Raw genomic sequence first — 24,174 nt, forward strand, 5'->3', positions numbered from 1 at the left:
CCTGTTTTCTGGCCGACTGTAGCCAATCAGGCTATACGCGCCACAGCGGCCATGAATCCGGATGCTGACGCAGAGATCTTAGATCGTTTCGCGAGTGACAAATTCTGGGGCGTACGAATGGAAGTGGTGCGCAATGCCAACGTCAGCCAGGTCACCCTGCGCAGGCTGTTGGAGTCTGACACGCGCAAACGCGGAGTGGTGCACCACGCAGCGCGCGCGAAGCTGGAAGAGCGCGGTGTGAAATTTGGTGTTGATGGCATGCCGGAAGATGCGGTGTAGAAAATAACGCAGCGTTCCCGAGCCCCTCTCGTTGTGAATGCGCCGCGAACGTCGGCTTCCACGCGAATTTGGTCACCTCGGCGAGTTGCTGCTGGCCCGGGCGGCCGGCCGCGTCAGGCGTCGGTGTGCTTCGCCAGCTCCAGCGCGCCCTTCACTTCGATACCCATGTACCGCACCGTTCTCTCAAGCTTCGCATTGCCGAGCAGCAACTGCACCGCCCTCAGGTTCTTCGTCCGGCTGTAGATGAGCGAGGCCTTCGTTCGCCGGATCGAATGCGTTCCAAATGCGTCGATGTATAAGCCGATGTCCGACGCCCAAATGAGGGGACGCGCCTCGTGTTTGAACGCCGCACCCGCTCCTTGGTAAAATTCACCATCAGTTGGAGACTCGATGCGTGACGTTGTAGACGGATTCCTGCGGTTCCAGCGAGAGGTGTTTCCCACTCGCAGGGAACTCTTCCAGAAGCTCGCAACCAAGCAGGAGCCGACGACGCTGTTCATTTCCTGCTCGGACAGTCGCATGGTCCCTGAGCTAGTGACGCAGCGCGAGCCCGGCGATTTGTTCGTCATCCGCAATGCCGGAAACATCGTTCCCTCCTTCGGTCCGGAACCTGGTGGCGTGTCGGCAACGGTGGAATACGCGGTCGCCGCCTTGAAGGTCACGGACATCGTCATATGCGGCCACTCTGACTGCGGTGCAATGACTGCCGTTGCCACCTGCGCGTGCCTGGAGCACATGCCGGCGGTGAAGAACTGGCTTCGCTATGCGGACGCGGCCCGCATGATCAACGAGTCGAAGCACCACAACAGCGAGCGAGCGCGCATCGACAGCATGGTGCGTGAGAACGTCATCGCACAGTTGAACAACCTGCGCACCCATCCTTCCGTGGCGCTCGCGCTGGCGCAAGGAAAGCTAACGCTACACGGATGGGTGTACGACATCGAGTCCGGCTCCATCGTGGCGCTGGCACCCTCCGGCAATTCCTTCGTGCCGCTCGAGGACCACCCAGCGGCGCTCTAAGTCGAAAGCCCCGCGCCATATCACGATAGCGATTTCGAGTCACTAGCTCCCGGACATGGAAAGATAAAAGAGAACTGGTGGATGCGGATTAACGTGGGATGCAGGCTGGCTCTCTTCGAAGCGCTTTGAGATCGACCAAACCCGGCCAAGCCGTCGAAAAGGTTGTCGCGTTATTCGAAGACGCAGGGCGCAGGATGCGGGCAATGAAATGCCAAATTGCGCTTCGCGCAAACGGGCTTGGCCAGCCTGTCAGGGCATGCGATGAAGATGGTCTTGTGCTCCTGCGAGCCCTGCGTTCCCGACCGGCTACAAGGCTCACCGACTTCCACTATTCACCGCATGGTCAGGTCTAGACCAAGCCTACTGCAGATTTCAAAGGTGAGGAACAGCACGAGGAACGAAGAGGCGACGAACGCCGCGCCCACCTTGATAGAGGTCAGTACCACTGCAGCTGTCTTTTGATTCTTGTCCTTCTGTCCCCGGTCGTAATGCCACTTAACGGCCAAATACATGCCTACGCTGAGTACTACAAGCTTGAAGATGACGAAGGAAATAGGGATTGAATTCATGATTTAAAGGATATGAATGGGTGACAGACGGCTAAAACGGAAAAGCAATCTAACGAAACGGTTGCGGTGAGCTGAATGCGCGTCCGCAAGGCGTGTCGAAAGTCACCCAGGACAGGGATCGGCAGCGGAGCAGTACGCCTGCACCACAGAAGCACTCTCGTCGTGCTGTCGAGTGTTCATCTTCCAGGCTGATACGTACAGAACCAGATCAGCGGAGAATTTCCATATCAGATGCAACGAGGCCGGTGGTCGCTATGGGGCACGCCGACGATCTGATACGAAAATCTCAGACGCTGTGCAGAACGACCGTATCAGAAGGAGATGCCCATGAACCGTTACGAGAAGCTTGCCGAGAACATCGCTCAGCGTATTCGCGCGGGTAGCCTGAAGGCGAACGATCGTCTGCCCTCCGTGCGCGAACTGAAGTCGCAGATGGGCATCAGTGCGTCCACCGTGTTCTCTGCTTACTACCTGCTGGAGGCGCAAGGGCTTGTCGAAGCGCGGCAGCGGTCGGGATACTTCGTCCGGGCGCGCGCGGAAGTGCCGGCCAACGAACTCGACGCCAGCGAACCTGTGCTCCGGTCCATGTCGGTCGACGTCTCGTCGCTAGTCTTTCAGGTCCTTGCACAGGCTCGCGAGCGCGACATGGTCCCGCTCGGCTCGGCCTTTCCGTCGCCAGAGCTGTTTCCCTTGCAGCAACTTGCCGCCGGGCTGACGCGAGCGCTCAAGCGGATGGACCCTTGGCAGACCGTCGAGGATTTGTCACCAGGAAACGCTCTTTTACGCCATCAGATCTCCCTGCGTTACGGCAGCGTCGGGATGGATGTTCCTGCGTCAGAACTGGTCATCACCAGCGGGGCCATGGAAGCACTCAATCTTGCGCTCGAATCGGTGACGCAGCCAGGCGACGTTGTGGCGATCGAAACGCCAACCTTCTATGCTGCTTTGCAGGCACTGGAGCGTCGCGGTCTTCGCGCGGTCGAGGTTGAGACCCACCCACGAACAGGCGTGGATCTCGGCTCTCTTGCTCGCGTGATCGACCAGCATCCGGTGAAGGCGTGCTGGTTCATGCCGACCTTCCAGAACCCAATGGGCTGCACCATGAGCGATGCAGCCAAAGAGCAACTGGTCAGCATGCTCGCCAACCGCGGCATACCGCTGATCGAAGACGACGTCTATGGCGAGCTCGCGCATGGACCTCGGAGACCGCCACCGGCCAAGGCCTGGGACCGGGCTGGCTGGGTGCTGCACTGCAGTTCTTTCTCGAAATCCCTGGCACCCGGATATCGCATCGGTTGGGTAGCGGGAGGTCGCTTCGCAGCCACTTTGGCTCGGAACAAGCTGATGAGCTCGCTGGCGACGGCACTCCCCTCGCAACTGGCGTTGCAGGAGTACCTGCAACACAAGAGTTTCGATCGCCACCTGCGCGCCCTGCGGCATTCGCTCAGCCGTCAGCAGGCTGCCTGCTTGCGACTTATCGATCGATACTTTCCAACTGGAACGCGGGTCACGCGCCCCGAGGGCGGCTATTTCCTGTGGCTCGCGCTGCCAGAAGGTGTCGACGCGCTTGCACTGCACCAGGACGCTCTTCGGCTTGGCATAGGCGTAGCGCCCGGTCATTTGTTTTCAGCCGACCGTCGATACACCCGGCACCTGCGCGTCAACTACGGGTATCTCGGCGACCCGCGCTTGGAAGGGGCTATCAGGAGTCTTGGAGACCTCGCCAGCGCGCAGCTTGAATCTGCAACTGGAAAATCGGGGACAAGCTTCGAAGAGCGTTCGTTGAGGCCCTAGTTGGCATCAATGCAGCTCGAGGTTCACCGCCTTCGACTGGCTATCAAAGCACGCGCTGCTTCTATCCAGTCTTTGACAATTTGCCGCAAGCCACACGGTGTCCACACGGATCACTTGAGGACCTCGCGAGTCCAGAGAACGAAGTCGGCGGCAGCGCCGGTCTTGGCCCTTGCAAAAGCTGTCATTGCAGACCGGCGCCGTGGGCACTCCTATGGTGCGCCAACGCGTATGGTGCGAGCCTCCTTCTCATCGCTTTCGATTCCCCCACTGGTCCGCCCAAGCTGACAACGGCCTCAGCGCCTTCGCAAGCCGTTGCCCTTCGTCCGTGAGTCGATAGCCTCCCTCGGCATGGTCGACAAGGCCGGCTTCTCTCAGTTCAGTGAGTCGCGTGTTGAGCAATCGCGTGTTGGTTTCGCAAGCGTCCTGCAGCGCCCTGAAGGTCAGCGAGTCCGCCCGAAGTTCCCAAAGCACGCGCAGCGCAGTGCGCCGTCCCAGCAGGTCCAGAGCGACCATGATGGGGCGGCCGGTGGTGGAACCGCGAACTGGTCGGCCGATACGAGGCGTCGTCATGCTTTACTTTATACAGCAAGAAGCCTACGATGGCTCGGCAATCGAATCAGGAGTTCGCATGCCCGCACGCATAGAGCCAGCAACACCGCCATTTGGTGAAGACATTTCCAGGCCGCTCGACAGGCTGATGAAGGGCAAGCCCCCCTTGCGGCTGTTCACAACGTTGGCACGCGACTCTCGTCTGTTTCAGAAATTCTTTGCAGGTGGGTTGCTGGACAAAGGCAACTTGAACATCCGGCAGCGCGAGATCGTGATTCATCGCACAACGGCATTGTGCAGATCCGAATATGAATGGGGCATCCACGTCACGACTTTCTCAAGGCTCGCCGGCCTGACGCCAGTGCAGGTTCAAGCGACCGTCACGGGTGCGGCGAACGAAGCCTGCTGGTCATCCGAGGACCAGGTCCTTCTGCGCCTGTGCGACTCCCTGCACGCGCACTCCGACATCGACGATGGACTGTGGAACGAGTTGCGAAAGTACTTTTCCGAAGAAGCCGTCATTGAACTGCTGATGCTGGCTGGCTTCTATCGCACCGTCAGCTATCTCACGAACGGGCTGCGCATGCCCGTGGAAGAGGCGGGCGCACGGTTCCCGGCGTGAGGCGGCTTCCGGCCCAGTCGTCGGCGTATTGACTACCGTGCAACAAAAGGAGAGATCTCGATGATCAAAGTCAGTGTCATGTACCCGTACGCAGCAGGTGCGCGATTCGATCATGATTACTACCGCGAGCGGCATATGCCGATGATGAAACGGCTGCTCGGCACTGCATGTCTGTACTACACGGTGGAGAGGGGTATCTCAGGACGTGCTCCCGGCACTGACCCTGTTTACGTGGCCAAGTGCGAATTCGTCTGCACTTCTGTCGAAGCTTACCGGGCAGCCTCTGGAGAGCACCAGCAGGAGATCAGGGGCGATATCGCCAACTACACGGATATTCCACCCGTGGTGCAGATCAGTGAAGTGATAGTGGAGCGTTCGGAAGTCTGACCAAGGCGCGACTGTCTCGGATCGGCAGCCGGGTCACTTGCCAATCGCCGCCAATTCGCCTTCCTCCCGCGGCGAATCTTTAAATGCGTCGACCAGAAAGTCGACCATCACTCGCACCTTTGCACTGAGATGGCGACGGCTTGCGTAGATCGCCAGGATGTCGATGGGGGGCATGCGATAGCCGGGCATGACCTCGACCAAGAGACCGGCCTGCACATCCTGGCCCACTACGAAGCTCGGCTGCCAGATGACGCCGACGCCTGCGAGTGCAGCGGCTCGAGCGGTATGGCCGTTGTTGGACCGCAGGGCCCAGCGCACGCGCACGGACTCCAGTGTCCCGCCGGGGCCGGCGAACTGCCACTCATCGGATGTTGCGCCATACGTGTAGCCCAGGCACAGGTGCCGCGAAAGGTCCGCCGGGACCGTGGGCATGCCATGGGTCGCAAGGTATTCGGGCGAGGCGCAGACCAGGTTCTGCGAGCGGCCCAGGCGGCGCGCGATATGGTTTCCCGACGTGGTGCGCGAGATGCGGATGGCCAGGTCGTAGCCCTCTTCGACGATGTCGACCACCTGTGAACGGCGGTCAGGAAGCGCGCTTATTCGGCGGTGAGAAGGCGCTTTTGTTCATCGGCGGTGAGAAGGCGCTTTTGTTCATCGGCGGTGAGGTGCCGTTTCCGTGACCGGCGGCGAGGCGGCGGTTTTGCAGTGATCGTTCGTGTGGGATGGGTCGCGCAGCAGGCCGCCCTGCAGGGCGGCCTGCTGCGCGGCGGCGCGTCGTGACGGCCACGGTCCTCTGGGAGGGTGGGCTGCGAGTGCGGTAGAACTCGGGGCATGCCCGAGTCGTAGGCGGGCACGGCGGCGGCCGTTGGCCTGGCAGCTTCATTCCGCACGCCGTGCCCTACAACACGCCGAAGCGGATGCAGCGCCAGTGTATTGCGAACGGGCCGGGCCCGCTCGCAGCAGCGGGGCGCCGCTCTGAGCGGCGAGGTCCTCGGGAGTGACCCCGAGGAGCCTGGCAACTGGTCGACCATCCCGCCCGCCTGTTCGTGTGCGCGCGCTGCCGTGCACAGGTGCTGCTGTGCAGTCGCTGCGATCGCGGCCAGCGCTATTGCGGCCCGGCGTGCTCTCGCGCAGCACGCCAGGACTCGCAGCGCGAGGCCGCACGGCGCTACCAGGCAGGCCGCGCCGGACGCATGGCGCATGCCGAGCGCGCACGCCGCTGGCGCCAGCGACGCCGCGAACGCGAGCGGCCGTGCCACTCAGTGGCCGCGTTGGACACTGCCGCCACCAACATCGTGACGCATCAGGGTTCCCCGATCCCGGCCCTCGGTGCTCCACTGGCCGCGCCTGAGCAAGCCCACGTGCGCGCGCCCTCCGTGTCCGATGCGACGCCGATCGCCTGGCGCTGCCGGCGCTGTGCCGCGGCGCTGTCGCCCTGGACTCGCCAGGGCTTCCTGCGTCACGCCCGCGCTTCACGCTGGCCTGCTCGCCTCATCGATCCCTGTCCGTGAAGGAGACACCTTGGTTATCCATGCCGATCTGAGTGCGCAGATCCTGCGTCTGTACCGCGCCGAGCGCTGGCGCGTAGGCACCATCGCCCGCCAGTTGCATGTGCATCGCGATACCGTGCGGCGCGTGCTCGCGCAGGCCGGCGATCCCGCGCCGGCTTCGCCGCTGCGGCCCAGTCGCATCGATCCGTACCGCGACTTCGTCCTCGCGACCTTGGTCAAGTTCCCCACGCTCACCGCCGCGCGGCTGTTCACGATGGTCCACGAACGCGGCTACCGCGGCAGCCCTGAGCACTTCCGCCATGTCATTGCCGGCATGCGCCCGCGCCCAGCGGCCGAGGCCTTCCTGCGGCTGCGCACCCTTGCGGGTGAGGCCGCCCAAGTTGACTGGGCTCATTTCGGTCACCTGCAGATCGGCCGTGCACGCCGACCGCTGATGGCCTTCGTGATGGTGCTGAGCTACTCGCGGCGTATCTTCCTGAGGTTCTTCCTCGATGCCCGGATGGACAGCTTCCTGCGCGGCCATGCCGAGGCCTTTATCGCCTATGGCGGGTGCGCGAGGGTCCTGCTCTACGACAACCTCAAGAGCGCCGTACTCGAGCGCGTAGGCGACGCCGTGCGCTTCAACCCCGAGCTGCTCAAGTTCGCCGCCCATCATTGCTTCGAGCCGCGCCCGGTGGCCATCGCGCGCGGGAACGAGAAGGGCCGGGTCGAGCGCGCCATACGCTACGTTCGCGACAGCTTCTTCGCCGCCCGTGCCTTCATCGACCTGGACGATCTGAACGCTCAGGCGCGCGCCTGGTGCGAGGGCCAGGCGTCGCAGCGGCGCTGGCCGGAGGATTCACGCCTGAGCGTGAACGATGCCTTCGAGGTCGAGCGATCGAGCCTGCTGGCGTTGCCCGAGCGCGAGTACCCGCTGGGCGAGCGCGTGGCCGTGCAGGTGGGCAAGACACCCTACGTGCGGTTCGACCTGAACGACTACACGGTGCCGCACACCCATGTGCGGCGCACGCTGTCGGTGCTTGCCGATGACCGGCGCATGCGCGTCTTCGACGGGGCACAGGAAGTCGCCTCGCACCCGCGCAGCTATGACAGCGGCCAACAGATCGAGGATCTGGCCCATATCCAGGCGCTGGTGGAGCGCAAGCGCGCCGCCCATGCGCATCGCGGCACCGATCGGCTCGCCCATGCTGCGCCGGGGGCGCTCGCGTTGCTCAAGGCGGCGGCCGCGCGCGGCCACAACCTGGGCACCATCACGGCCGCGCTGCTGCGCTTGCTCGATCGCTATGGCGCCGCGCCCCTGCAGGCGGCCATCGGCGAAGCGCTCAAACGCGATGTGCCACACCCCAACGCCGTGCGCCTGGCACTGGAGCGCGCCCGCGAGGAGCAGGGCCTGCCGCCGCCCACCGAGCTGCGCCTGAGCGAGGAGGTCGCCCGGCGCGACGCGCCGGTGCGCTCGCACGCGCTGGCGTCGTACGACCAGATCGTGCAGGCCTCACAGCCCGACCAAGGAGATCGCCGCGATGAGTGAGACACCGATGAACGCCGCCGAGTTGCGCGAACAGGCCCAGGGCCTCCGTCTGCATGGGCTTCTGGCCCATTGGTCCGAGGTGATGGCCGACGCCGATGCGGCGCAGCGCATCGCGCAGTGGCTGCGCTGGGAGCTCCAGGAACGCGGCCGACGAAGCCTGGAGCGGCGCCTTCGCGATGCGCACATCGGGCAATTCAAGCCCGTCGCCGACTTCGACTGGAGCTGGCCCACGCAGATCGATCGCGCAGCCATCGAGGAGCTCATGACGCTGCAGTTCCTCGCCGATGCCACCAACGTCGTGTTCGCCGGCCCCAACGGCGTGGGCAAGACGATGTGCGCCTGCAACCTGGGCTACCAGGCCGTGCTGGCAGGACATACGGTGCTGTTCGTCACCGCCGGGCAGTTGCTCGGCGACCTCGCGGCGCTGGACAGCGACTCGGCCCTGCGCAGCAGGCTGCGCCGCTATGCCGCGCCCGATCTGCTGCTCATCGACGAGGTCGGCTACCTGTCCTACTCCAACCGCCACGCCGACTTGCTCTTCGAGCTGGTCAGCCGCCGCTACCAGCACAAGAGCACCGTGGTCACAACGAACAAGGCGTTTGCCGACTGGGGCGAGGTCTTCCCCAACGCAGGGTGCGTCGTCTCGCTCGTGGACCGCCTCATGCACCGCGCCGAGGTCGTGCGCATCGAGGGCCAGTCCTATCGCGCCAAGGAAGCTCAGGAGCGCCTGGCTGCGCGTTCCAGGCAGCGCGCAGGCAAACCTGTCAGGAGCAAGAAGTCATGATGTCCGAGCGCGAACAACCACCAACGCTTCCCACCAACTGGACTGCCGAGCAGGCCCTGGCCGTCTTCGAGTGCCTGCGCGTGCTGCGCGAGCAGCTGTGGAGAATCTACGGCCGCGACGTCCAGCAGGCCTGGTACGACCAGCTCGTGCACGACGAGCCGCCTGCGTCCTTCGATCCGGACGAGCCGTTCTGAACCCCGCTCACCCAACCAGGGCCCCGCAAGGGGCCCTCTTCCATTGCGCCTCAACCACCTGCAAAACCGCATCCTCACCGCCGAATAGCAGCGGATTTACACCGCCGCCAACAACCACCCGGTCGATGAGCGCGATGTCCAGCTCGACATCGGGATACTTCGCCATGAACTGGGGCCACAGAGGCGCCAGCACGAGGCTGCCGAAACTCAGCGGCGCGTTGATGCGCAGGCGCCCGCGCGGCTGGAGCGACGCGGTGGTGGCCAGCGCCTCGGTCTCCGCCACTTCTTCAAGAATCGACTTCGCCCGGTCGAACATTGCTTCACCCCCTTCGGTGAGCGACAAGCGGCGCGATGTGCGGTTGATCAGCCGCGTGCGCAAGTGGGCTTCCAACTCGTTGACGTAGCGCGTCACGTTGGCCGGGGAGGTGTCCAGCGCGTCAGCCGCCTTGGTGAAACTGCCCCGCGCGACCACCGTGACGAACACCTCGTAAGCACGCAATCGATCCATGGACCTCGGCTCCAATCATTCATGAAAGCTGAATGAGTAAACCACTTTTGAGGCCTTTGTGGAAGTGAAGCTGAACCATAAATTCTCCTCACCCCAGACACCGACAGAAAGGATCCCCGCATGACCGATACCCATCCCACCCCCACCCGCCGCGCGCTGATCGCCGGTGCAGTCGCGGTTGGTACCGCGCTGACCATGGGCACCGCGGCGCACGCCGCACCTGTTGTCGACGCGGTGCCAGGCTTCCGCGCAGGCACCGCGGAGGTGAACGGCACCCGCATCCACTACCGCATTGGCGGCACCGGGCCGGCCGTTGTGCTGCTGCACGGCTACGCCGAGACCGGACACATGTGGAACCCGCTGATGCCCCTGCTGGCGAAAACGCATACCGTGCTCGCGCCCGACCTTCGGGGCGCCGGCAGTTCGTCGAAGCCCGAGACGGGCTACGGCAAGAAGAACATGGCCGTCGACATCCACGAGCTCGCCCGGTCGCTCGGCATCCGCAGCGCCAGCATCGTCGGCCACGACATCGGCCTGATGGTGGCCTACGCGTATGCCGCCCAGTTCCCCTCCGAGACCGACAAGTTGGTGCTCATGGACGCCTTCCTGCCCGGCATCGGGGAATGGCAAAACGTCTGGCTCCTGCGCGACCTTTGGCATTTCCATTTCCACGGCAAGACGCCGCTGGCGCTCGTGAGCGGGCGAGAACGCATCTACTTCGAGCATTTCTGGAATGACTTTGCGGCCGACCCGAAGCACTCGGTGCCCGAAGCCGATCGCCGGTTCTACGCCAAGGCCTACGCACAGCCCGGCGGCATGCGTGCCGGATTCGAATACTTCAAGGCCTTCGAGCAGGACGCGGCCGAGTTCGCGGAAATGGGAAAGACGCCGCTGCCCATGCCGATGCTGGTCCTCTCCGGTGAAAAGGCCGGCGGGACTTTCCTGATCGAACAGGGCAAGATGGTTGCGACCAACGTGCAGGGCGTGATCGTCAAAGGGTCCGGGCACTGGCTCATGGAAGAAGCGCCGGACCAGGTCATACCGGCGTTGATCACCTTCCTCGGCTAGCGGCCAAGCGGCTAATCTAGTGGCAAATGGGGCCCGTCATCCTGACGGCGCGAATAGCAGAATTCAACGGGCACAAACGTCGAATCGACCAAGGAGAATCAACATGGACCTTCAACTCAACGGCAAGCTGGCACTGGTGAGCGGCAGCACCGCCGGGATCGGGTATGCCATTGCGCGCACGCTGGCCCAGGAGGGCGCAAGCGTGATCGTGAACGGCAGATCGCAGGCTGCTGTCGACGAGGCGGTGGATCGCATCCGCTCGGAGACGAACGGCGCGGTGCTCGGCTATGCCGCAGACCTCAGCCGGGCCGACGCCGCCGAGGAAGCCGTGCGTCGCCACCCCGGCATCGGCATCCTCGTGAACAACCTGGGCATTTTCGAGGCCAAGGCTTTCGAAGATATTCCAGATGAAGATTGGCAGCGCTTCTTCGACGTCAACGTCCTGAGCGGCGTGCGCCTTGCACGCCTGGTGTTGCCGGAAATGAAGCGGGCCAATTGGGGAAGGATCATCTTCATTTCGAGCGAGAGCGCAGTGCAGATACCGACCGAGATGATTCACTACGGCATGACGAAGACCGCGCAGCTTGCAGTTTCGCGCGGGCTTGCGGAATCGGTCGCCGGTACGAACATCACGGTGAACAGCGTGCTTCCAGGCCCGACGAAATCGCGCGGCGTCGGCGACTTCGTGGAAGGCATGGCGCGATCGAGCGACAAGAGCTTCGAGCAGGTCGAGGCAGAGTTCTTCGATCACGTCCGCCCGACATCGCTGATCAAGCGCTTCGCTTCGCCGCAGGAGGTGGCCTCGCTGGTGGCGTACGTGGCAAGTCCGCTCGCGTCGGCGACCACGGGCGCAGCCCTTCGCGTCGACGGCGGCGTTGTCAAGAGTGCTTTCTGACGCAGAACATCAGTCATGGCGCAACCGAAGAAATGCGACACCTCATCTACTACTCGCTGCTGCTTCTGCTGGCCGTCTTCTGGTACCGGTATGGGCAGAAGCTTCTTCGCAAGGGACCACGCGACGAGAACGACGAACTCGTCAAGGGACCATTGGGTCCGGTGGGCCTCCTCATGTCCGCCGGCATCGCCTGCACTCTGTTGTTCTTCATGTTGCGCGCATTGATTCGCCGCGAGGTCCCGTGCGTTGGAAAAGGCTGCCAAGCTCAGCTCTACACCCTGGCTGCGAATGCCGCCGATTACTGGGCCAACATGTTCTTCCTGCTTTGGATGGTGCTCGGCCTCGGCTATGCGGTGTACGTGACGCTCAGGATCTGGTTCCGGTCGTGATGCCCTTCGATCAAGACTTCAGAGGTCCGGCGAGCGTGTAGGTATTGAGGATGACGCCGGACTGCAGTGCTTTCGTGCCGACGAGTTCGAAAGCGCGCGGTGGTGTTCCTTCAGCAAAGAGGCGCTTCCCGGTGCCCAGCAGAACCGGATAGACGATCAGCGTTACTTCATCTGCAAGCCCATGCTCGAACAGTGTCGACGTCAGCGTGGAACTGCCCCAGAGGATCAGGTTCGGGCCAGCCTGCGACTTGATGCGGCGAATGTCCTCGACGATGTCCGGCCCAAGCCCTTCGAAGGGGCCCCACGCCAGGCTTTCCGGGCGATGGGTAACGACATATTTGGTGGCCGCATTGAGGCTGTCCGCCATGGGACTGGCCGGTGCCTGCGGCCAGAAGCCCGACCACATGTCGTAGGTGCGACGACCCAGCAGCAGGTCGAATCGCCCGCCGTGCGCGGCAAAGACTTCGTCCCTGCCCGCGGGTGACCGATAGGACACGGTCCAGTCGCCGTAAGGGAAATCGTCATCGCCGGATGTCTGGATCACGCCGTCCAGCGACATGTGCTCCATGATCTTGAGCTTTCTCATTCGGGTCTCCTTGAGAGCAAGCGTAGCTATCGGCCCCGTATCGCGCAACGGCATGGTACGCGTCAGGCGGTCGAACTTCTCGCAGGCAGCAGTGCCTCCAGGACGAAACGCGTCGGGCCACTGGTATCTCTGTCGCTGACCGCCAAGCCCAGTTGCCGCCATAGCGCCGGGCTGAGCGGGCGAACGGCGATGCGCGGATCACGCGCAGGCTCGTGCGATTCCTCGGGGAGCAAGGCCGCCCCGTAGCCAGCGGCGACCAGTGTCCTGATCGCGTCGTTGTAGTTGAGCTCGATGCGCGGGCGGCAGTGGACGCCGGCCGCGGAGAACCATTCCGCTGTCAGGCGGTAGAGGCGGGTGGAGGCGTCGTTCATGATCAGCGGTCGCTGGGCCAGCCACTGCGGGGTGAGCCGCTTGGGGGCTTTCCAGTCCGCCGGCAGAAACGCGACGACAGCCTCGCGCCGCAGGGGCGTGACATGAACGCCACGCACGGGCGCCTGGGGCAGGGCCACGACCGCAAGGTCCAGGCTGCCTGCGGCGAGCCGGGCCATGCTGTCGTTGGAAGTCAGCACCTGCACGTTCACTTCGATGCCGGGATGGTTGCGCGCGAGACGTTCGAGCGCGGGTGGCAGCAGGTGCGCGATGGCCCCGGTCGATGCGCCCACCCGCACGCGGCCCGTCTGGCCGGCGAGCTGTCGTCGAACGTCTTCCACCGCGTCGTCCGCGTCCGTCAGCAGTCTTCGGGCCCGCGCGATGAACCGCTCCCCCAATGCGGTCGCTTGCGCAGGCCCGCGTCCGCGAACGAGCAATTGGCCGCCCAGGCGCGACTCCAGTTCCGCGATCTGGACAGTGACCGTGGGGGCCGCCAGGTGCAGGGCGCGTGCGGCATTGGCCAGGGAGCCGAGATCGGCAATGGCGACCAGGGTGCGCAGATGGTCAAGGCTCAGTTCCCGCATATCGATGATTCAACTTTTCTTAATCCGGGGTTGCATATATTTAGCTGGAGCTATCTTGAACGCATATCTACGATCGCGCTCCATGGACCTCAATATTTTCATCGACGGCGACCAGGGCACCACCGGCCTTGATCTGCAGAACCGGCTCCGGGGTGGGGAATTTCGCATCCGCACACTGCCTGCAAACCTGCGCAAGGATGCGGTTGCGCGTCGGGCCGCGCTCAACGAGTGCGACATTGCGATCCTCTGCCTGCCCGATGCCGCGGCCCGGGATGCGGTGGCGATGATCGACAACCCGGCAGTGCGCGTCATCGACGCCAGCTCGGCGCACCGCACCAGCCCCGGTTGGGTCTACGGCCTGCCGGAGCTCGATGCACGGCAAGGCGAACGCATCGCTTCGGCATTGCGGGTCACGAATCCGGGCTGCTATCCGACCGCTGCGGTCGCGCTTCTGCGGCCGTTGACGGATGCGGGCCTGCTGCCGGCCGACTATCCGCTCGTCATCCATGCCGTTTCAGGCTATTCGGGCCAGGGCAGGGCGGGGGCGGAAGCGTACGAGGCCAGGACGGGCGCGCATTCGTTGAAGGTCTATGGCCTCGCGTTGGAGCACAAGCACGTGCCGGAGATCGAGGCCTACGCCGGCCTGGCACAGAGGCCCATCTTCGTGCCGGCCTATGGCAGCTACCGGCAGGGCATCGTGCTCACCATCGGACTGCACGCTCGGATGCTTCCCGCCGATGTTTCTGGTGCGCGCATCCACGAATGCCTCAGCGAGAGATATCGCGATGCCGCGCATGTGCGTGTGGTGCCGATGTCTCCGGACGCACCGATGACGGAGCTGGACCCGCAAGTCCACAACGGCACGAACGACATGAGTCTGGCCGTTGCCTGCAATGAACGCACGGGTCAGATTGTCTTGAGCGCGGTTCTCGACAACCTGGGCAAGGGCGCCGCCGGCGCGGCCGTGCAGAACCTGCGCCTGATGGCCGGCGTCAGACCCCTTCGATAATCCGCAGATCGCGTTCGGCACCGTCGCCCAGCGCAGCAAGCGCAGCCTTGTATTCGGGGCTGTCGTGCGTTGCTGTCGCCTGTTCCAGGCTGTCGAACTCGATCAGCACGGTGCGTTGGGACAACCCGTATTCGTAGACTTTTGCGGGCAGGCCGCGCGCCAGAAATCGGCCGCCGCCGGCTGTGATCGCCGGACCAGCCAGTTTCGCGTAGGCCGCGAGCTTGTCGGCGTCCTTGACGGCACGGTATGCGCTGACCCAATAGGCTTTTGCCATGATGATTTCTCTCTGGTTGATCAACTGGAAATATAGCTTGGCGACGCGGGCGATGTAGGCGGAGCCAGTGCTCAGGCCTCCAGCGCCAGCACGGCGAAACTGGCCAGCCAGTGTTCGCCCATGTAGTCTCCGGCGATATGGGGCAGGCCCAGCGCGAGATGTTCGTCGGCGGCCTGCCACGCCGCACTGCGGCGCGCATCGCCCTCGGGCAACGCCGAGGCGATGCTGCGCCAGCACCAGGCGCGGCTGAGGTTCAGGCCGTCGAGGTGTGCGATCTTGCCGTCGGTGCGGTCCGATACCGACGCCGGGCGAAACAGCGTGGCCGGCTCGCGCGATGCAATGCGCGGCAAAAAACGGTCGAGCCAGGACACGAACTCGCCGGGCGGCAGCAGGCGCCGCATGCATTCGGCTTCGATCAGCGCGGACGACTGGAAGTCGTCGCCGCTGGGTTCGCCCCAGGCCGGGCAGTCGGTGTCGTCGCCGTACCAGCGCCGGCCGGTGGACAGCAGCAGTTCGGCCAGCGCGGTGTCCGATGTCGCCTGCGCGTAGTCGGCCGCCATCCGGAGCCCGAAAGCCGTATTGAAATGGGTGCCGACGCGCACGGGGTAGGTGGCCAGCGGCAGGAAGTCGCGGTAGCGCTGCGCGAAGGCTTCGGCCAGCGGTGCCAGCGCGTTCGACCATCGCGCGTCGCGGTGCTGCGCGAGCTCCGACGCCAGCTTGAGCAGCCAGCCCCAGCCATACGGTCGCTTGAAGCCCCGGGCGGTGGGCTGGGCGAGGTAGGCGCATTCGGCGGCGATCTTCGCCGGCACGTAGTGTTCGTCGAAGAGCTGTTCGATCCTCGCGGCCGGCGCGATGCCGGGAAAGCGCCGCAGCAGATAGGCCAGCATCCAGTGGCTGTGCACGCAGGAGTGCCAGTCGTAGCTGCCGTAGAACACCGGATGCAGCTCGCTCGGCGTGCGCGCGTCCTGCGGGCCGGCCAGCACGTGGTCGGGCTTGTTGGGATATTCGCGCGTGACATGGCCCAGGGCGATGTCGGCAAAGCGCGCGGCCAGATCTTCGGTGAGGGTCGGTTGCATCTTCCGGATGTTGGCACATGGCCTTGCTTCCGGAACGAATAAGCAACGACGGAGGCGCTCTCCGTCGGCAAAGCCTGGGGTGTCGGTGCCGCCGAAGCTCAGCGCACGCCACTCGTCCGTGCGATGTGATTTCCGACTTCCGCCAAGGACGATGCGGCGGGGACGGTCGCGGCCAGGCGGTCCGGCCAGCAGTGGAAGCCTTGGAGCCAGATGGCGCGCATTCCGGACAGCAGCGCACCTTCGACATCATTGAGAGGGTGGTCACCCACGAACACGCTCTGGCTGTTGGCCAGCCCCAGTTCGGTCGCAGCCTTCGTGAATACGCGCGGGTCCGGCTTCTTGACGCCGGCTCGCTCGGAACTCAGGACGGTGGTGATGCGCCGCCGGAAGGAGAGCTGGGCAACCGTCTCCCTGCGTGATCTCTCGGCGCCATTCGACACGAGTCGAGATCGAACAGGACACCCTTGAGCTGCGTTTCGGTCTGCAAGACAGCATTTCTCCTCTGAAACTACAAAGCACCTTTTCATGCCTTGATGCATGCCGCGAATCGCGCGCTCCTAAACTGGAAAAAGCATTCTGCACCCCATTCAGGAGACATCGCCATGCCAATCCGCAAGCGCCCCGGCGGCGTTCTGCTCGGTCTCTTCCTCGCCGCCGGTATGGCGCAGACCGGGAAGAACAAATGATCCGAGATCCCTCTGCATTCGATGAAACGCTGAGCGCTCTTCGGCGCTACGTACGCCAGCAGCTGATTCCGCGCGAGGCGGAGGTCGAACAGCTCGACGAGGTGCCTGCCGACCTCGTCGACGACATGGCGAGGCAAGGCTTTTTCGGCTGGTCCATTCCGCAGGAGTGGAATGGGGCCGGAATGACGACCGAAGAACTGGTGCTTGCCGCAATGGAACTGTCCCAGGCCTCGGTCGCGTTCCGGGCGCGGGTGGGCACGAACACCGGCATCGGCTCCGAGGCGCTGGTGGCCGACGGCACCCCGCAGCAGAAGGCCCGGTACCTGCCGCTGCTGTCCAGCGGCGCGTTGACCGGCGCGTTCGCGCTGACGGAACCCGATGCCGGTTCGGATGCGACCGCACTGAAGACGAGCGCCGTACGCGACGGCGAGCACTACGTGCTGAACGGAACCAAGTGCTTCATCACCAATGCGCCGATCGCAGGGCTGTTCACCGTGATGGCGCGCACCGATCCTCAGGACCGCTCCGCCCATGGCATCTCGGCCTTCCTGGTCGAGCGCGGAACGCCCGGCCTTTCGACGGGCGAGGCCTATCGGAAGATGGGGCAGGCCGGTTCCCCGGTGTCCGAGGTGCTTCTGGCCGACTGCCGCGTGCCGGCCGACAGCATCATCGGCGGTGTGGAGGGCATGGGCTTCAAGACGGCGATGAAGGTGCTCAACAAGCAGCGCATCCACCTTGCGGCGCTCTGCACGGGCCCGGCCATCCGCATGCTGGATGAAGCCGTGGCGTGGACTTGCCAGCGCCGGCAATTCGGCCAGCCGGTGGCCGGTTTCCAGCTGGTGCAGGCCCTGATCGCCGACTGCCAGACAGAAATCCAGGCGGCGCGGGCACTGATCCTGCAGACCGCGCGTCAGCGCGACGCCGGCGAGGACGTGACCATGCAGGCGTCGATCTGCAAGTACTTCGCTTCGGAGATGTGCGGGCGCGTGGCGGACCGTTGCGTGCAGATGCTGGGCGGCATGGGTTTCATCCAGGGCCATCCCATCGAGCGCTTCTACCGCGACGTCCGGCTGTTCCGCCTCTACGAAGGCACGAGCCAGATCCATCAACTCAACATCGCCAGGCGCACTATCGCGGCGGCGGGCTATCGCCTGGGCGACTGAGCGAACGCCACCAAAAGCAAGATCCGGGAATATCGAATGAACCACTCTTCTCCCATGCAACCTCTCGCCGGCGTGCGTGTGCTGGACCTCTCAAGGGTCATGGCGGGCCCGCTGTGCGGCATGGCGCTGGCCGACCTGGGCGCGGACGTGATCAAGGTCGAGCACCCGGAGCGCGGCGACGACACGCGAGACTGGGGCGTGCGCATCGGCAGCCACAACACGTCGTACTTCAACAGCTGCAATCGCAACAAGCGTTCGATCTGCGTGGACCTGCAGGACAAGGACGGGCAGGAACTCGTGCGCAAGCTCGCGGCGCAGTGCGACGTGGTCATTCAGAACTTCAAGTACGGCGGCGCTCAGAAGATGGGCCTGGGCTACGAAGACCTGCGCGGCATCAACCCGAAGATCATCTACTGCTCGATCTCGGGCTATTCGGTGCTGACCGAGGAGAAGGCGCGGCCGGGCTACGACCTCGTGATCCAGGGCGAGACCGGCTTGATGGCCATGAACGGCGAAGAAGGCCAGGGGCCGCTGAAGTTCGGCATTGCCGCGGTCGACATGTTCACCGGCATGTACTCGGCCCAGGCGATCCTGGCCGTGCTGTACGAGCGCACGCGTACCGGCGAGGGCCGCCACATCCAGATGTCGCTGTACGACAGCGGGATGATGATCACGTCCTACTACGGGCTGACCGCCTGGCTCAACCAGGGAGATCCTGCCAAGTTCGGCAACTCGCATCCCTCGATCGTGCCCTACGGCGTGTTCGAGGCCGCTGACGGGCCGCTGGTGATAGCCGTCGGAAACAACGGCCAGTTCAAAAGGTTCTGCGACGAAGTGATCTTCTGCCCGGAACTGCCTGTCGATCCCAGGTTCGCCACCAACACCGGGCGCTCGAAGCACCGGCACGAACTGTTGCCCATCCTGCTCGGCAAGATCGGGCAGTTCTCGCGCGCCGAGCTCGTCGACCGCATGAACAAGGCCGGCATTCCCTGCGGGGAGGTGCTCGGCCTCTACGAGGCACTGCAGTCGGACCGCACGGCGCAGACGCAGGTCTGGCACCGCTTCGAAGACGCGCAGGCGGGCCCGCAGGCCGTCCACGCACCGCCCTACATCATCGATGGCGCGCGCTCCGGCGTGCGCCACCATCCGCCGCACCTGGGGGAGCACACGGCCGAAGTGCTGCGTGAGTTGCTCGACATGGGCGAGGCGCAGTTCGAAGCCCTGAGCAGCAGGAGCGTCATCAAGTGAGTGAGCAGGGCCCGCGGGCCCGGCCGCTTACTGCGACTGCTTGGGCAGATCGAGACTGCGCAGCAGCGGAACCCAGCGGTCCGCCTCGGCCTTGATGAACTTGCCCAGTTCTTCGGGCGTGCCGCCCTGAGGCTCCATGCCGATCGCATGGGCGCGGGCCACGAAGTCGGGGTCGGCGATCACTTTGTTCACGGCCTTGTTCAAGCGGTCGATCGCCGGCTTGGGCGTGCCGGCGGGCACCGAAAGGGAATACCAGAGCCTGGCTTCCATGTCGAAGCCCTGCTCCTTGAAGGTGGGCGCATCGGGCACCTGCGGCAGGCGCTGTGTGTCCATCACGCCCAGCACACGCAACTTGCCCGACTTCACATAGGGCAGTGAACCGGTGATGGATGTGCCGTGGATGTCGATCTGGTTGCCCAGCAGGGCCTGCAGCGCGGGGGCGTCTCCGTTGAAAGGAATGTGCAGCGTGCTGAAGCCCTGTTCCTTCTCGAAGGCGAGGGGCGCCAGGTTCGTCAGGATCGCGGCCCCCGGCGAACCCCGGTTGATCTTGCCCGGGTTCTGCTTGGCGTAGGCCACCATTTCCTTGATGTTCTTGTACGGAAGATCGGTACGGCCCACGACGATGGCGGGTTGGTAGGCAATTTGCGTGACCGGGGAGAAATCCTTCACCGGGTCGTAGGGCAGCTTCTCGTAGAGAACGCTGTTGTTCGCGAGCGTGCCCAGCGAGGACACGAGCACCGTCTGTCCGTCCGGCTTCGCGCGGGCGACGTAGTCGGCGGCGAGGATGCCGCTGGCGCCGGGCTTGTTCTCGATGATGACGTTCAGCCCCTGCTTGTTGAGCTCCTGGGCCAGGATGCGGCAGTACTGATCGGTGCCGCCGCCGGCCGCGAAGGGCACGACGATGCGGGTCACCTGCTGTGCGAGGGCGAGGGTAGGGGCGATGGCGCAGGCACACAGTGCCAGCCCCATGACGAGTTTGCGATAGCTCATTTTGTCTCCAGCGTTGGTCCGGATTCGGACTCTCTGTTCAGTCTAGATGGCCGCCCACCGTGTGGATCGGCAGGTAATGAAAAGCAGCTTTGCGCGATCCGCAGCCGGGAGCCGCCGGCCTGGCCACACACTTGGCCGATGACCGTGAAGATCACCAGAGTCGGGACGACGAAAGACCAATTGGGCGAGAGCCCCTGCTGGGATGCCGACGCCCAGGCCCTGAACTGGATCGACTCGCTCTCCGGCACCCTCTGGAGGCTGCCCCTGGAGGCCGCGCAGCCCGAGCGCCACCAACTGCCCGCGCCCGTGGGTTCGATCGCGCCTTGCCGCAGCGCGGCCATCGTGGTGGCCCTGCGCAACACCTTCGCGCGCTATGACTTCGCCACGCGCACGCTGGAGCATCTGGCCCGCATTCCCGTGGACCATCCGAAGGTGCGCTTCAACGACGGCAAATGCGACCCGGCGGGCAACTTCCTGGCGGGCACCATGCACATCGATCGCCAGGCCGGCGAGGCCGTGATGGGCGGGCTCTACAGGTTGCGCACCGACTGCAGCGTGGAGCATCTGGCGGACGATATCGGTTTTGCCAACGGACCCTGCTTCAGCGCCGACGGCTCGGTGCTCTACCTGGCCGACAGCCTGGAGCGGATCATCTGGGCCTACGACTACGACCCGGACGGTCCCTTGCGCAAAAAGCGCGTCTTCGCTCGCACGCAGGCCTTCGACTCCGGCCCCGACGGCGCGACGGTCGATTCGCAAGGGTTTCTCTGGACCGTGCTGACCCGTGCCGCCAAGCTTGCGCGCTACGCGCCGGATGGCGAGCTGGACCGTGTGATCGAACTGCCTGTGAGCTATCCGACGAGCATCTGCTTTGGCGGGCCGCGCCTGGAAAACCTCTACCTCACGACCATTTCCCGCAGCACGCGGCTGGAAGGAACGATGGCGCAGGACGGCGGGCTGTTCCAGGTGGCGGGCCTTCCCGCACCGGGACGACTGCCCCATCACTTCGGGGACTCCTAGCCGGTCTCGCTTCTCATCGCGTCCGCCACGTAGTCCACGAAGGCCCGCACCTTCAGGGGGAGCACGCGGCTTTGCCGGAAGACGGCGAAGATGCCGTTCGAGAAGGCCCGCACCGCAAACCGGTACTCGGGCAGCAGCCGCACCAGGGCGCCGTCGCGCAAGTCGTCGCGAACGGTGGCCTCGGACAGCAGCGCAACACCCATGCCGCCGATGGCGGCCAGCCGCAGCAGCTCGCCGTTGTTGGCGCTCAGCACGCCCTGGATGACCAGCTCCTGCTGCTCTCCGGCCTGGTCGATGTATTTCCAGGTGGTGACCTCGCGGTCGCGCCGATAAGTGAGGCAGCGCACTTGCGGCAGGTCGGAGGGATGCCGGATGCGGGAGTAGGTCTTCACGAAGGCCGGGCTGGCCACCAGCACCTCGTCGCTCGACAGCAGCCGCTTGATGACGAAGCCCGAGTCGTTGGACTCCCCGGTGCGGATATCGATATCGAAGTCCTGGTCCACCAGGTTGATCGGATGTTCCGAGAGTTCCAGCTCGACGCGGATGTCCGGATACAGCTCCGCGAAACGCGGCAGCAGCGGTGCCAGCACCCGCAGGGCGATGTGCGTTCGCGAGTGCACGCGCAGGCGGCCTTCCGGCCGCTCGCGTGCGTTGTGCACGGCCTGCTCGGCCTCGTTCATGAGCTCCAGCATCGCCTCGGCCCGCTCCAGGAAGGCCTGGCCTGCTTCAGTCACCTTGAGGTTGCGGCTGGTGCGGTCCACCAGCTGCACGCCCAGTTCTTCTTCCATGGCACTGATGCGCCGCGAGATGGTCGCCGGCGAAAGACTGAGGCTGCGGGCCGCGGCCGAGAGGCTTCCCTTCCTCTGGGTGGCGACAAAGATGCGCAGCGAATCGAGCGCTTTCATTTCGAAAGACGCAAAGAAGCTGTGCATCCGCTGGTGATCCAGCGAGGGCTCGAGTTCCTACGATTGGCCTCGATCAAAACCAGCCAACCAGGAGCAACAGCGATGGATTTCGGAATCTTCATTTTGATGCAGCAACGGAACAAGCATAAGACGTCCCACCAGATTCTGCGCGACGCTGTCGAGCAGACGCGCCTGGCGGACGAACTGGGCTTCGGTGCCGCCTGGTATGCCGAACACCACTTCAGCAACTACGGCATGTGCTCGTCGCCGCTGACCATGATCGCGCACTGCGCCGCGGTCACGCGCAACATCCGCCTGGGGACCGGCATTGTCGTCGCTCCGCTGTACACGCCGGCCCGCCTGATCGCGGACGTGGCGATGGTCGACCAGCTGTCCAACGGCCGCCTGAACCTGGGCATCGGCTCGGGCTACCAGCACTTCGAGTTCGAGCGCTTCGGCGTGTCGCTGGAGTCGGCCAAGGGCCGCACCTTCGAGATGCTCGACATGCTCGAGGCCGGCCTGCGGCAGCCCAAGTTCAGCTATGACGGCGAGTACTACCAGCAGCCCATGAGCGCGATCAGCCAGCGGGCGGTGCAGCGGCCGATGCCGCCGATGTGGATCACCAGCGTCGACCCGGCCTTCCTGTCGCGCGCCGTGAAGTCCGATCACCATGTGTTCGTCTCCGGCGGCGATGGCGGGCTGGAGAAGCTGGCGAGCACCCGGGCCCTGATCGACAAGGTGGCCGCGGCCGAGGGCAAGGACGCCGCCGGCGTGCAGGTCGGCCTGTTGCGCGCGGCCTTTGCGAGCAACAACAAGGACGAGGTGGAAAGCTACCTCGAGTGCGCCCGCTACCAGCGCCGCATCGCCGTCAGCCTGAAGCGCCGCACGGCGCAGATCGCCGACGACTACCAGGTCGAGGAAGGCATCGTCGAAGGCGAACCCTCGCTGGACGAGATGCGCGCACTGCTGCCCGTGGGCGACATCGACACGGTGATCGAACGCGTGGTCAACGAGATCCGCACGCTCAAGCCGGTGCACTACTGCTTCCAGACGCAGATGGGCGACTTCGATCACCCGACCATGCTGCGCCAGCTCGAAGTCTGGGGCAAGGTCATCATCCCGGCGGTGCAGCAGGAGATCGCCAACGATCCGCCGCACCGCCCGGCGGCCAAAGCCGAACTCGCCGCGGCCTGAGCCCGCGCGCCAGGAGACGCCATGTCCGAAGCCGCCGAAGGCATCCGCTCCCTCATCGAGCCTGCCCAGTTCCGCCAGTTGCTCGGTTGCTTTCCGACCGGCGTGGCCGTCATCACCACATGCACACCCGACGGCAAACCTGCGGGCCTGACCTGCAACTCGTTCAGTTCGGTGTCGCTGGACCCGCCGCTGGTGCTGTTCAGCCTGCGCAATGCCAGCCGCCTGCTGCCCACCTTCCAGGCAGCGGAGGGTTTTGCCATCAACATCCTCTCCGAGCAGCAGGACGCGCTGTCGGGCCGGTTCGCGTCGAGCAAGATCGAGGACAAGTTCGAGGGCGTGCCCTGGCGCGCCGGCTCGCTGGGCATGCCGTTGATCGACGACTGCCTGGTGGGCTTCGAGTGCAGCGTGCATGCCGCGCACGAGGCGGGCGACCACACCATCTTCATCGGCGAGGTCCGGCACCTGAACGCCGGGGCGTCCGAGCAGGCGCTGGTGTTCTACAAGGGCGCTTACATGAAGCTGGCCGAGTCGCTGCGCAAGCTGGTCGTGGAAGGGCGGCTGGGAGACGCCGACATCGACGAGGCCTACCGCACGCTCTACGGCACGCTGCTGCGCCTGGCCAGCGAACGCGCCACCGAGGCCGAACTGGACGCGGTGCACAAGGCCGCCGACACCATCGAGGCGCATCCCGATGACGCACCGCTGAAGGAACGCATTGCCTCCGCCAGCGCTTTCTTCGCCTCGATCGCGGCCGCCGGCCACAACGAGGCGTTGACGCTGATGGCGCAGACCATGACCAGCGTGCTGCGCGAGCGCATGACGCATGTGCTCTCGGTGCGCCCGCGCCCCGACCTCTTTCCGCTGCGCCGCAAGGTGGCGCACAACCTGCGCCGGCGCGATGCCGCCGGCGCCGCGGCCGCCCTGGACGAACTGATCACGCAGTTGCGCAGGGGCTGAGCCTTTCCGTCATTCC

The 24,174-nt window shown here is 64.7% G+C and carries 26 protein-coding genes and 3 pseudogenes; 17 read left to right on the forward strand and 12 right to left on the reverse strand.

The window, feature by feature from the left end; genetic code table 11:
- The first annotated feature begins 51 nt into the window (after positions 1 to 51).
- Positions 52 to 279, forward strand: coding sequence for a hypothetical protein (locus ACWV14_RS34005; RefSeq protein ID WP_455342527.1), 228 nt, complete (start codon positions 52 to 54; stop codon positions 277 to 279).
- Between the two features lie 113 nt (positions 280 to 392).
- Here ACWV14_RS34005 and ACWV14_RS34010 read toward each other — a convergent pair.
- Positions 393 to 596, reverse strand: a pseudogene (locus ACWV14_RS34010) (integrase); the annotation flags it as partial.
- Positions 597 to 669: 73 nt separating this feature from the next.
- On the opposite strand from ACWV14_RS34010, the gene ACWV14_RS34015 reads away from it, so the two are divergent.
- Positions 670 to 1,299: a carbonic anhydrase gene (locus ACWV14_RS34015; protein WP_455342528.1), complete on the forward strand. Its 630-nt coding sequence runs from the start codon at positions 670 to 672 to the stop codon at positions 1,297 to 1,299.
- A 332-nt stretch (positions 1,300 to 1,631) separates the two neighbouring features.
- Here the strand turns inward: ACWV14_RS34015 and ACWV14_RS34020 are convergent, their stop codons facing one another.
- Positions 1,632 to 1,868, reverse strand: a complete 237-nt coding sequence (locus ACWV14_RS34020; RefSeq protein ID WP_454914344.1) for a hypothetical protein — start codon at positions 1,866 to 1,868, stop codon at positions 1,632 to 1,634.
- A gap of 327 nt (positions 1,869 to 2,195) precedes the next feature.
- On the opposite strand from ACWV14_RS34020, the gene ACWV14_RS34025 reads away from it, so the two are divergent.
- The gene (locus ACWV14_RS34025) at positions 2,196 to 3,662 is read left to right on the forward strand and encodes an aminotransferase-like domain-containing protein (protein WP_455342529.1); all 1,467 of its coding nucleotides are present in this window, start codon (positions 2,196 to 2,198) and stop codon (positions 3,660 to 3,662) included.
- Between the two features lie 246 nt (positions 3,663 to 3,908).
- On the opposite strand, the gene ACWV14_RS34030 is transcribed toward ACWV14_RS34025, so the two are convergent.
- The gene (locus ACWV14_RS34030) at positions 3,909 to 4,232 is read right to left on the reverse strand and encodes a winged helix-turn-helix transcriptional regulator (RefSeq protein WP_455240231.1); all 324 of its coding nucleotides are present in this window, start codon (positions 4,230 to 4,232) and stop codon (positions 3,909 to 3,911) included.
- A 58-nt stretch (positions 4,233 to 4,290) separates the two neighbouring features.
- Between ACWV14_RS34030 and ACWV14_RS34035 the strand changes: the two genes are divergently transcribed.
- Together ACWV14_RS34035 and ACWV14_RS34040 are read left to right on the forward strand one after the other, a co-directional pair.
- Positions 4,291 to 4,833, forward strand: coding sequence for a carboxymuconolactone decarboxylase family protein (locus ACWV14_RS34035; protein ID WP_454908215.1), 543 nt, complete (start codon positions 4,291 to 4,293; stop codon positions 4,831 to 4,833).
- 60 nt (positions 4,834 to 4,893) lie between these two features.
- Positions 4,894 to 5,220 carry an EthD family reductase gene (locus ACWV14_RS34040; protein WP_454908216.1) on the forward strand — a complete coding sequence of 109 codons (327 nt, stop codon included), beginning with the start codon at positions 4,894 to 4,896 and terminating at the stop codon, positions 5,218 to 5,220.
- Positions 5,221 to 5,253: 33 nt separating this feature from the next.
- Here the strand turns inward: ACWV14_RS34040 and ACWV14_RS34045 are convergent.
- Positions 5,254 to 5,814, reverse strand: a pseudogene (locus ACWV14_RS34045) (substrate binding domain-containing protein); the annotation flags it as partial.
- A gap of 927 nt (positions 5,815 to 6,741) precedes the next feature.
- Here ACWV14_RS34045 and istA point away from each other — a divergent pair.
- From istA to ACWV14_RS34060, 3 genes are read left to right on the forward strand one after another with little or no spacing between them, the layout of a single operon-like run.
- Positions 6,742 to 8,259, forward strand: a complete 1,518-nt coding sequence (gene istA, locus ACWV14_RS34050; protein ID WP_301505348.1) for an IS21 family transposase — start codon at positions 6,742 to 6,744, stop codon at positions 8,257 to 8,259.
- Positions 8,252 to 9,043, forward strand: coding sequence for an IS21-like element helper ATPase IstB (gene istB / locus ACWV14_RS34055; RefSeq protein ID WP_301505346.1), 792 nt, complete (start codon positions 8,252 to 8,254; stop codon positions 9,041 to 9,043). The genes istA and istB overlap by 8 nt, the downstream gene beginning before the upstream one ends.
- Positions 9,040 to 9,237 carry a hypothetical protein gene (locus ACWV14_RS34060; RefSeq protein ID WP_301512338.1) on the forward strand — a complete coding sequence of 66 codons (198 nt, stop codon included), beginning with the start codon at positions 9,040 to 9,042 and terminating at the stop codon, positions 9,235 to 9,237. The genes istB and ACWV14_RS34060 overlap by 4 nt, the downstream gene beginning before the upstream one ends.
- A 112-nt stretch (positions 9,238 to 9,349) precedes the next feature.
- Here the strand turns inward: ACWV14_RS34060 and ACWV14_RS34065 are convergent.
- Positions 9,350 to 9,745: pseudogene (locus tag ACWV14_RS34065) on the reverse strand (LysR family transcriptional regulator); the annotation flags it as partial.
- 120 nt (positions 9,746 to 9,865) lie between these two features.
- On the opposite strand from ACWV14_RS34065, the gene ACWV14_RS34070 reads away from it, so the two are divergent.
- From ACWV14_RS34070 to ACWV14_RS34080, 3 genes are all read left to right on the forward strand, one after another.
- On the forward strand, positions 9,866 to 10,813 hold the full coding sequence (locus ACWV14_RS34070; RefSeq protein WP_454908217.1) for an alpha/beta fold hydrolase: 948 nt from the start codon (positions 9,866 to 9,868) through the stop codon (positions 10,811 to 10,813).
- A gap of 103 nt (positions 10,814 to 10,916) precedes the next feature.
- Positions 10,917 to 11,708 (forward strand): SDR family NAD(P)-dependent oxidoreductase, encoded by a 792-nt coding sequence (locus ACWV14_RS34075; protein WP_454908218.1) that lies wholly within the window; start codon positions 10,917 to 10,919, stop codon positions 11,706 to 11,708.
- Positions 11,709 to 11,740: 32 nt separating this feature from the next.
- A complete protein-coding gene (locus ACWV14_RS34080) occupies positions 11,741 to 12,097 on the forward strand; it encodes a hypothetical protein (RefSeq protein WP_454908219.1) in 357 nt (118 codons plus the stop codon).
- 10 nt (positions 12,098 to 12,107) lie between these two features.
- Here the strand turns inward: ACWV14_RS34080 and ACWV14_RS34085 are convergent, their stop codons facing one another.
- Positions 12,108 to 12,683, reverse strand: a complete 576-nt coding sequence (locus tag ACWV14_RS34085; protein WP_454908220.1) for a dihydrofolate reductase family protein — start codon at positions 12,681 to 12,683, stop codon at positions 12,108 to 12,110.
- 62 nt (positions 12,684 to 12,745) lie between these two features.
- The gene (locus ACWV14_RS34090) at positions 12,746 to 13,636 is read right to left on the reverse strand and encodes a LysR family transcriptional regulator (protein ID WP_454908221.1); all 891 of its coding nucleotides are present in this window, start codon (positions 13,634 to 13,636) and stop codon (positions 12,746 to 12,748) included.
- Between the two features lie 82 nt (positions 13,637 to 13,718).
- Here ACWV14_RS34090 and argC point away from each other — a divergent pair, with 82 nt between their 5' ends.
- On the forward strand, positions 13,719 to 14,645 hold the full coding sequence (gene argC, locus ACWV14_RS34095) for an N-acetyl-gamma-glutamyl-phosphate reductase (protein ID WP_454908222.1): 927 nt from the start codon (positions 13,719 to 13,721) through the stop codon (positions 14,643 to 14,645).
- Here argC and ACWV14_RS34100 read toward each other — a convergent pair.
- The 3 genes from ACWV14_RS34100 to ACWV14_RS34110 all read right to left on the reverse strand — a co-directional run bounded on the left by ACWV14_RS34100 (position 14,629) and on the right by ACWV14_RS34110 (position 16,435).
- Positions 14,629 to 14,919 (reverse strand): DUF1330 domain-containing protein, encoded by a 291-nt coding sequence (locus ACWV14_RS34100; protein WP_454908223.1) that lies wholly within the window; start codon positions 14,917 to 14,919, stop codon positions 14,629 to 14,631. The genes argC and ACWV14_RS34100 overlap by 17 nt on opposite strands.
- Before the next feature lie 71 nt (positions 14,920 to 14,990).
- Positions 14,991 to 15,995: a DUF2891 domain-containing protein gene (locus tag ACWV14_RS34105; RefSeq protein WP_454908224.1), complete on the reverse strand. Its 1,005-nt coding sequence runs from the start codon at positions 15,993 to 15,995 to the stop codon at positions 14,991 to 14,993.
- Positions 15,996 to 16,093: 98 nt separating this feature from the next.
- Entirely contained in the window at positions 16,094 to 16,435 is a 342-nt protein-coding gene (locus ACWV14_RS34110) for an HAD family hydrolase (RefSeq protein ID WP_454908225.1), read from the reverse strand.
- 242 nt (positions 16,436 to 16,677) lie between these two features.
- On the opposite strand from ACWV14_RS34110, the gene ACWV14_RS34115 reads away from it, so the two are divergent.
- Entirely contained in the window at positions 16,678 to 17,844 is a 1,167-nt protein-coding gene (locus ACWV14_RS34115; RefSeq protein WP_454908226.1) for an acyl-CoA dehydrogenase family protein, read from the forward strand.
- Positions 17,845 to 17,898: 54 nt separating this feature from the next.
- On the forward strand, positions 17,899 to 19,092 hold the full coding sequence (locus ACWV14_RS34120) for a CaiB/BaiF CoA transferase family protein (protein ID WP_454908227.1): 1,194 nt from the start codon (positions 17,899 to 17,901) through the stop codon (positions 19,090 to 19,092).
- Positions 19,093 to 19,119: 27 nt separating this feature from the next.
- Here the strand turns inward: ACWV14_RS34120 and ACWV14_RS34125 are convergent, their stop codons facing one another.
- Positions 19,120 to 20,082, reverse strand: a complete 963-nt coding sequence (locus ACWV14_RS34125) for a Bug family tripartite tricarboxylate transporter substrate binding protein (protein ID WP_454908228.1) — start codon at positions 20,080 to 20,082, stop codon at positions 19,120 to 19,122.
- A gap of 138 nt (positions 20,083 to 20,220) precedes the next feature.
- Between ACWV14_RS34125 and ACWV14_RS34130 the strand changes: the two genes are divergently transcribed.
- Positions 20,221 to 21,102, forward strand: a complete 882-nt coding sequence (locus ACWV14_RS34130) for an SMP-30/gluconolactonase/LRE family protein (protein ID WP_454908229.1) — start codon at positions 20,221 to 20,223, stop codon at positions 21,100 to 21,102.
- On the opposite strand, the gene ACWV14_RS34135 is transcribed toward ACWV14_RS34130, so the two are convergent.
- Complete coding sequence (locus ACWV14_RS34135; RefSeq protein ID WP_454908230.1) at positions 21,099 to 22,007, reverse strand: LysR family transcriptional regulator; 909 nt, start codon at positions 22,005 to 22,007, stop codon at positions 21,099 to 21,101. The two genes, ACWV14_RS34130 and ACWV14_RS34135, sit on opposite strands and share 4 nt — an antisense overlap.
- A 102-nt stretch (positions 22,008 to 22,109) precedes the next feature.
- Here ACWV14_RS34135 and ACWV14_RS34140 point away from each other — a divergent pair, with 102 nt between their 5' ends.
- Positions 22,110 to 23,201 carry an LLM class flavin-dependent oxidoreductase gene (locus ACWV14_RS34140; RefSeq protein WP_454908231.1) on the forward strand — a complete coding sequence of 364 codons (1,092 nt, stop codon included), beginning with the start codon at positions 22,110 to 22,112 and terminating at the stop codon, positions 23,199 to 23,201.
- Between the two features lie 21 nt (positions 23,202 to 23,222).
- Positions 23,223 to 24,158 carry a flavin reductase family protein gene (locus ACWV14_RS34145; protein ID WP_454908232.1) on the forward strand — a complete coding sequence of 312 codons (936 nt, stop codon included), beginning with the start codon at positions 23,223 to 23,225 and terminating at the stop codon, positions 24,156 to 24,158.
- Positions 24,159 to 24,174: the final 16 nt, after the last annotated feature.

The organism is Variovorax durovernensis (assembly GCF_977011995.1).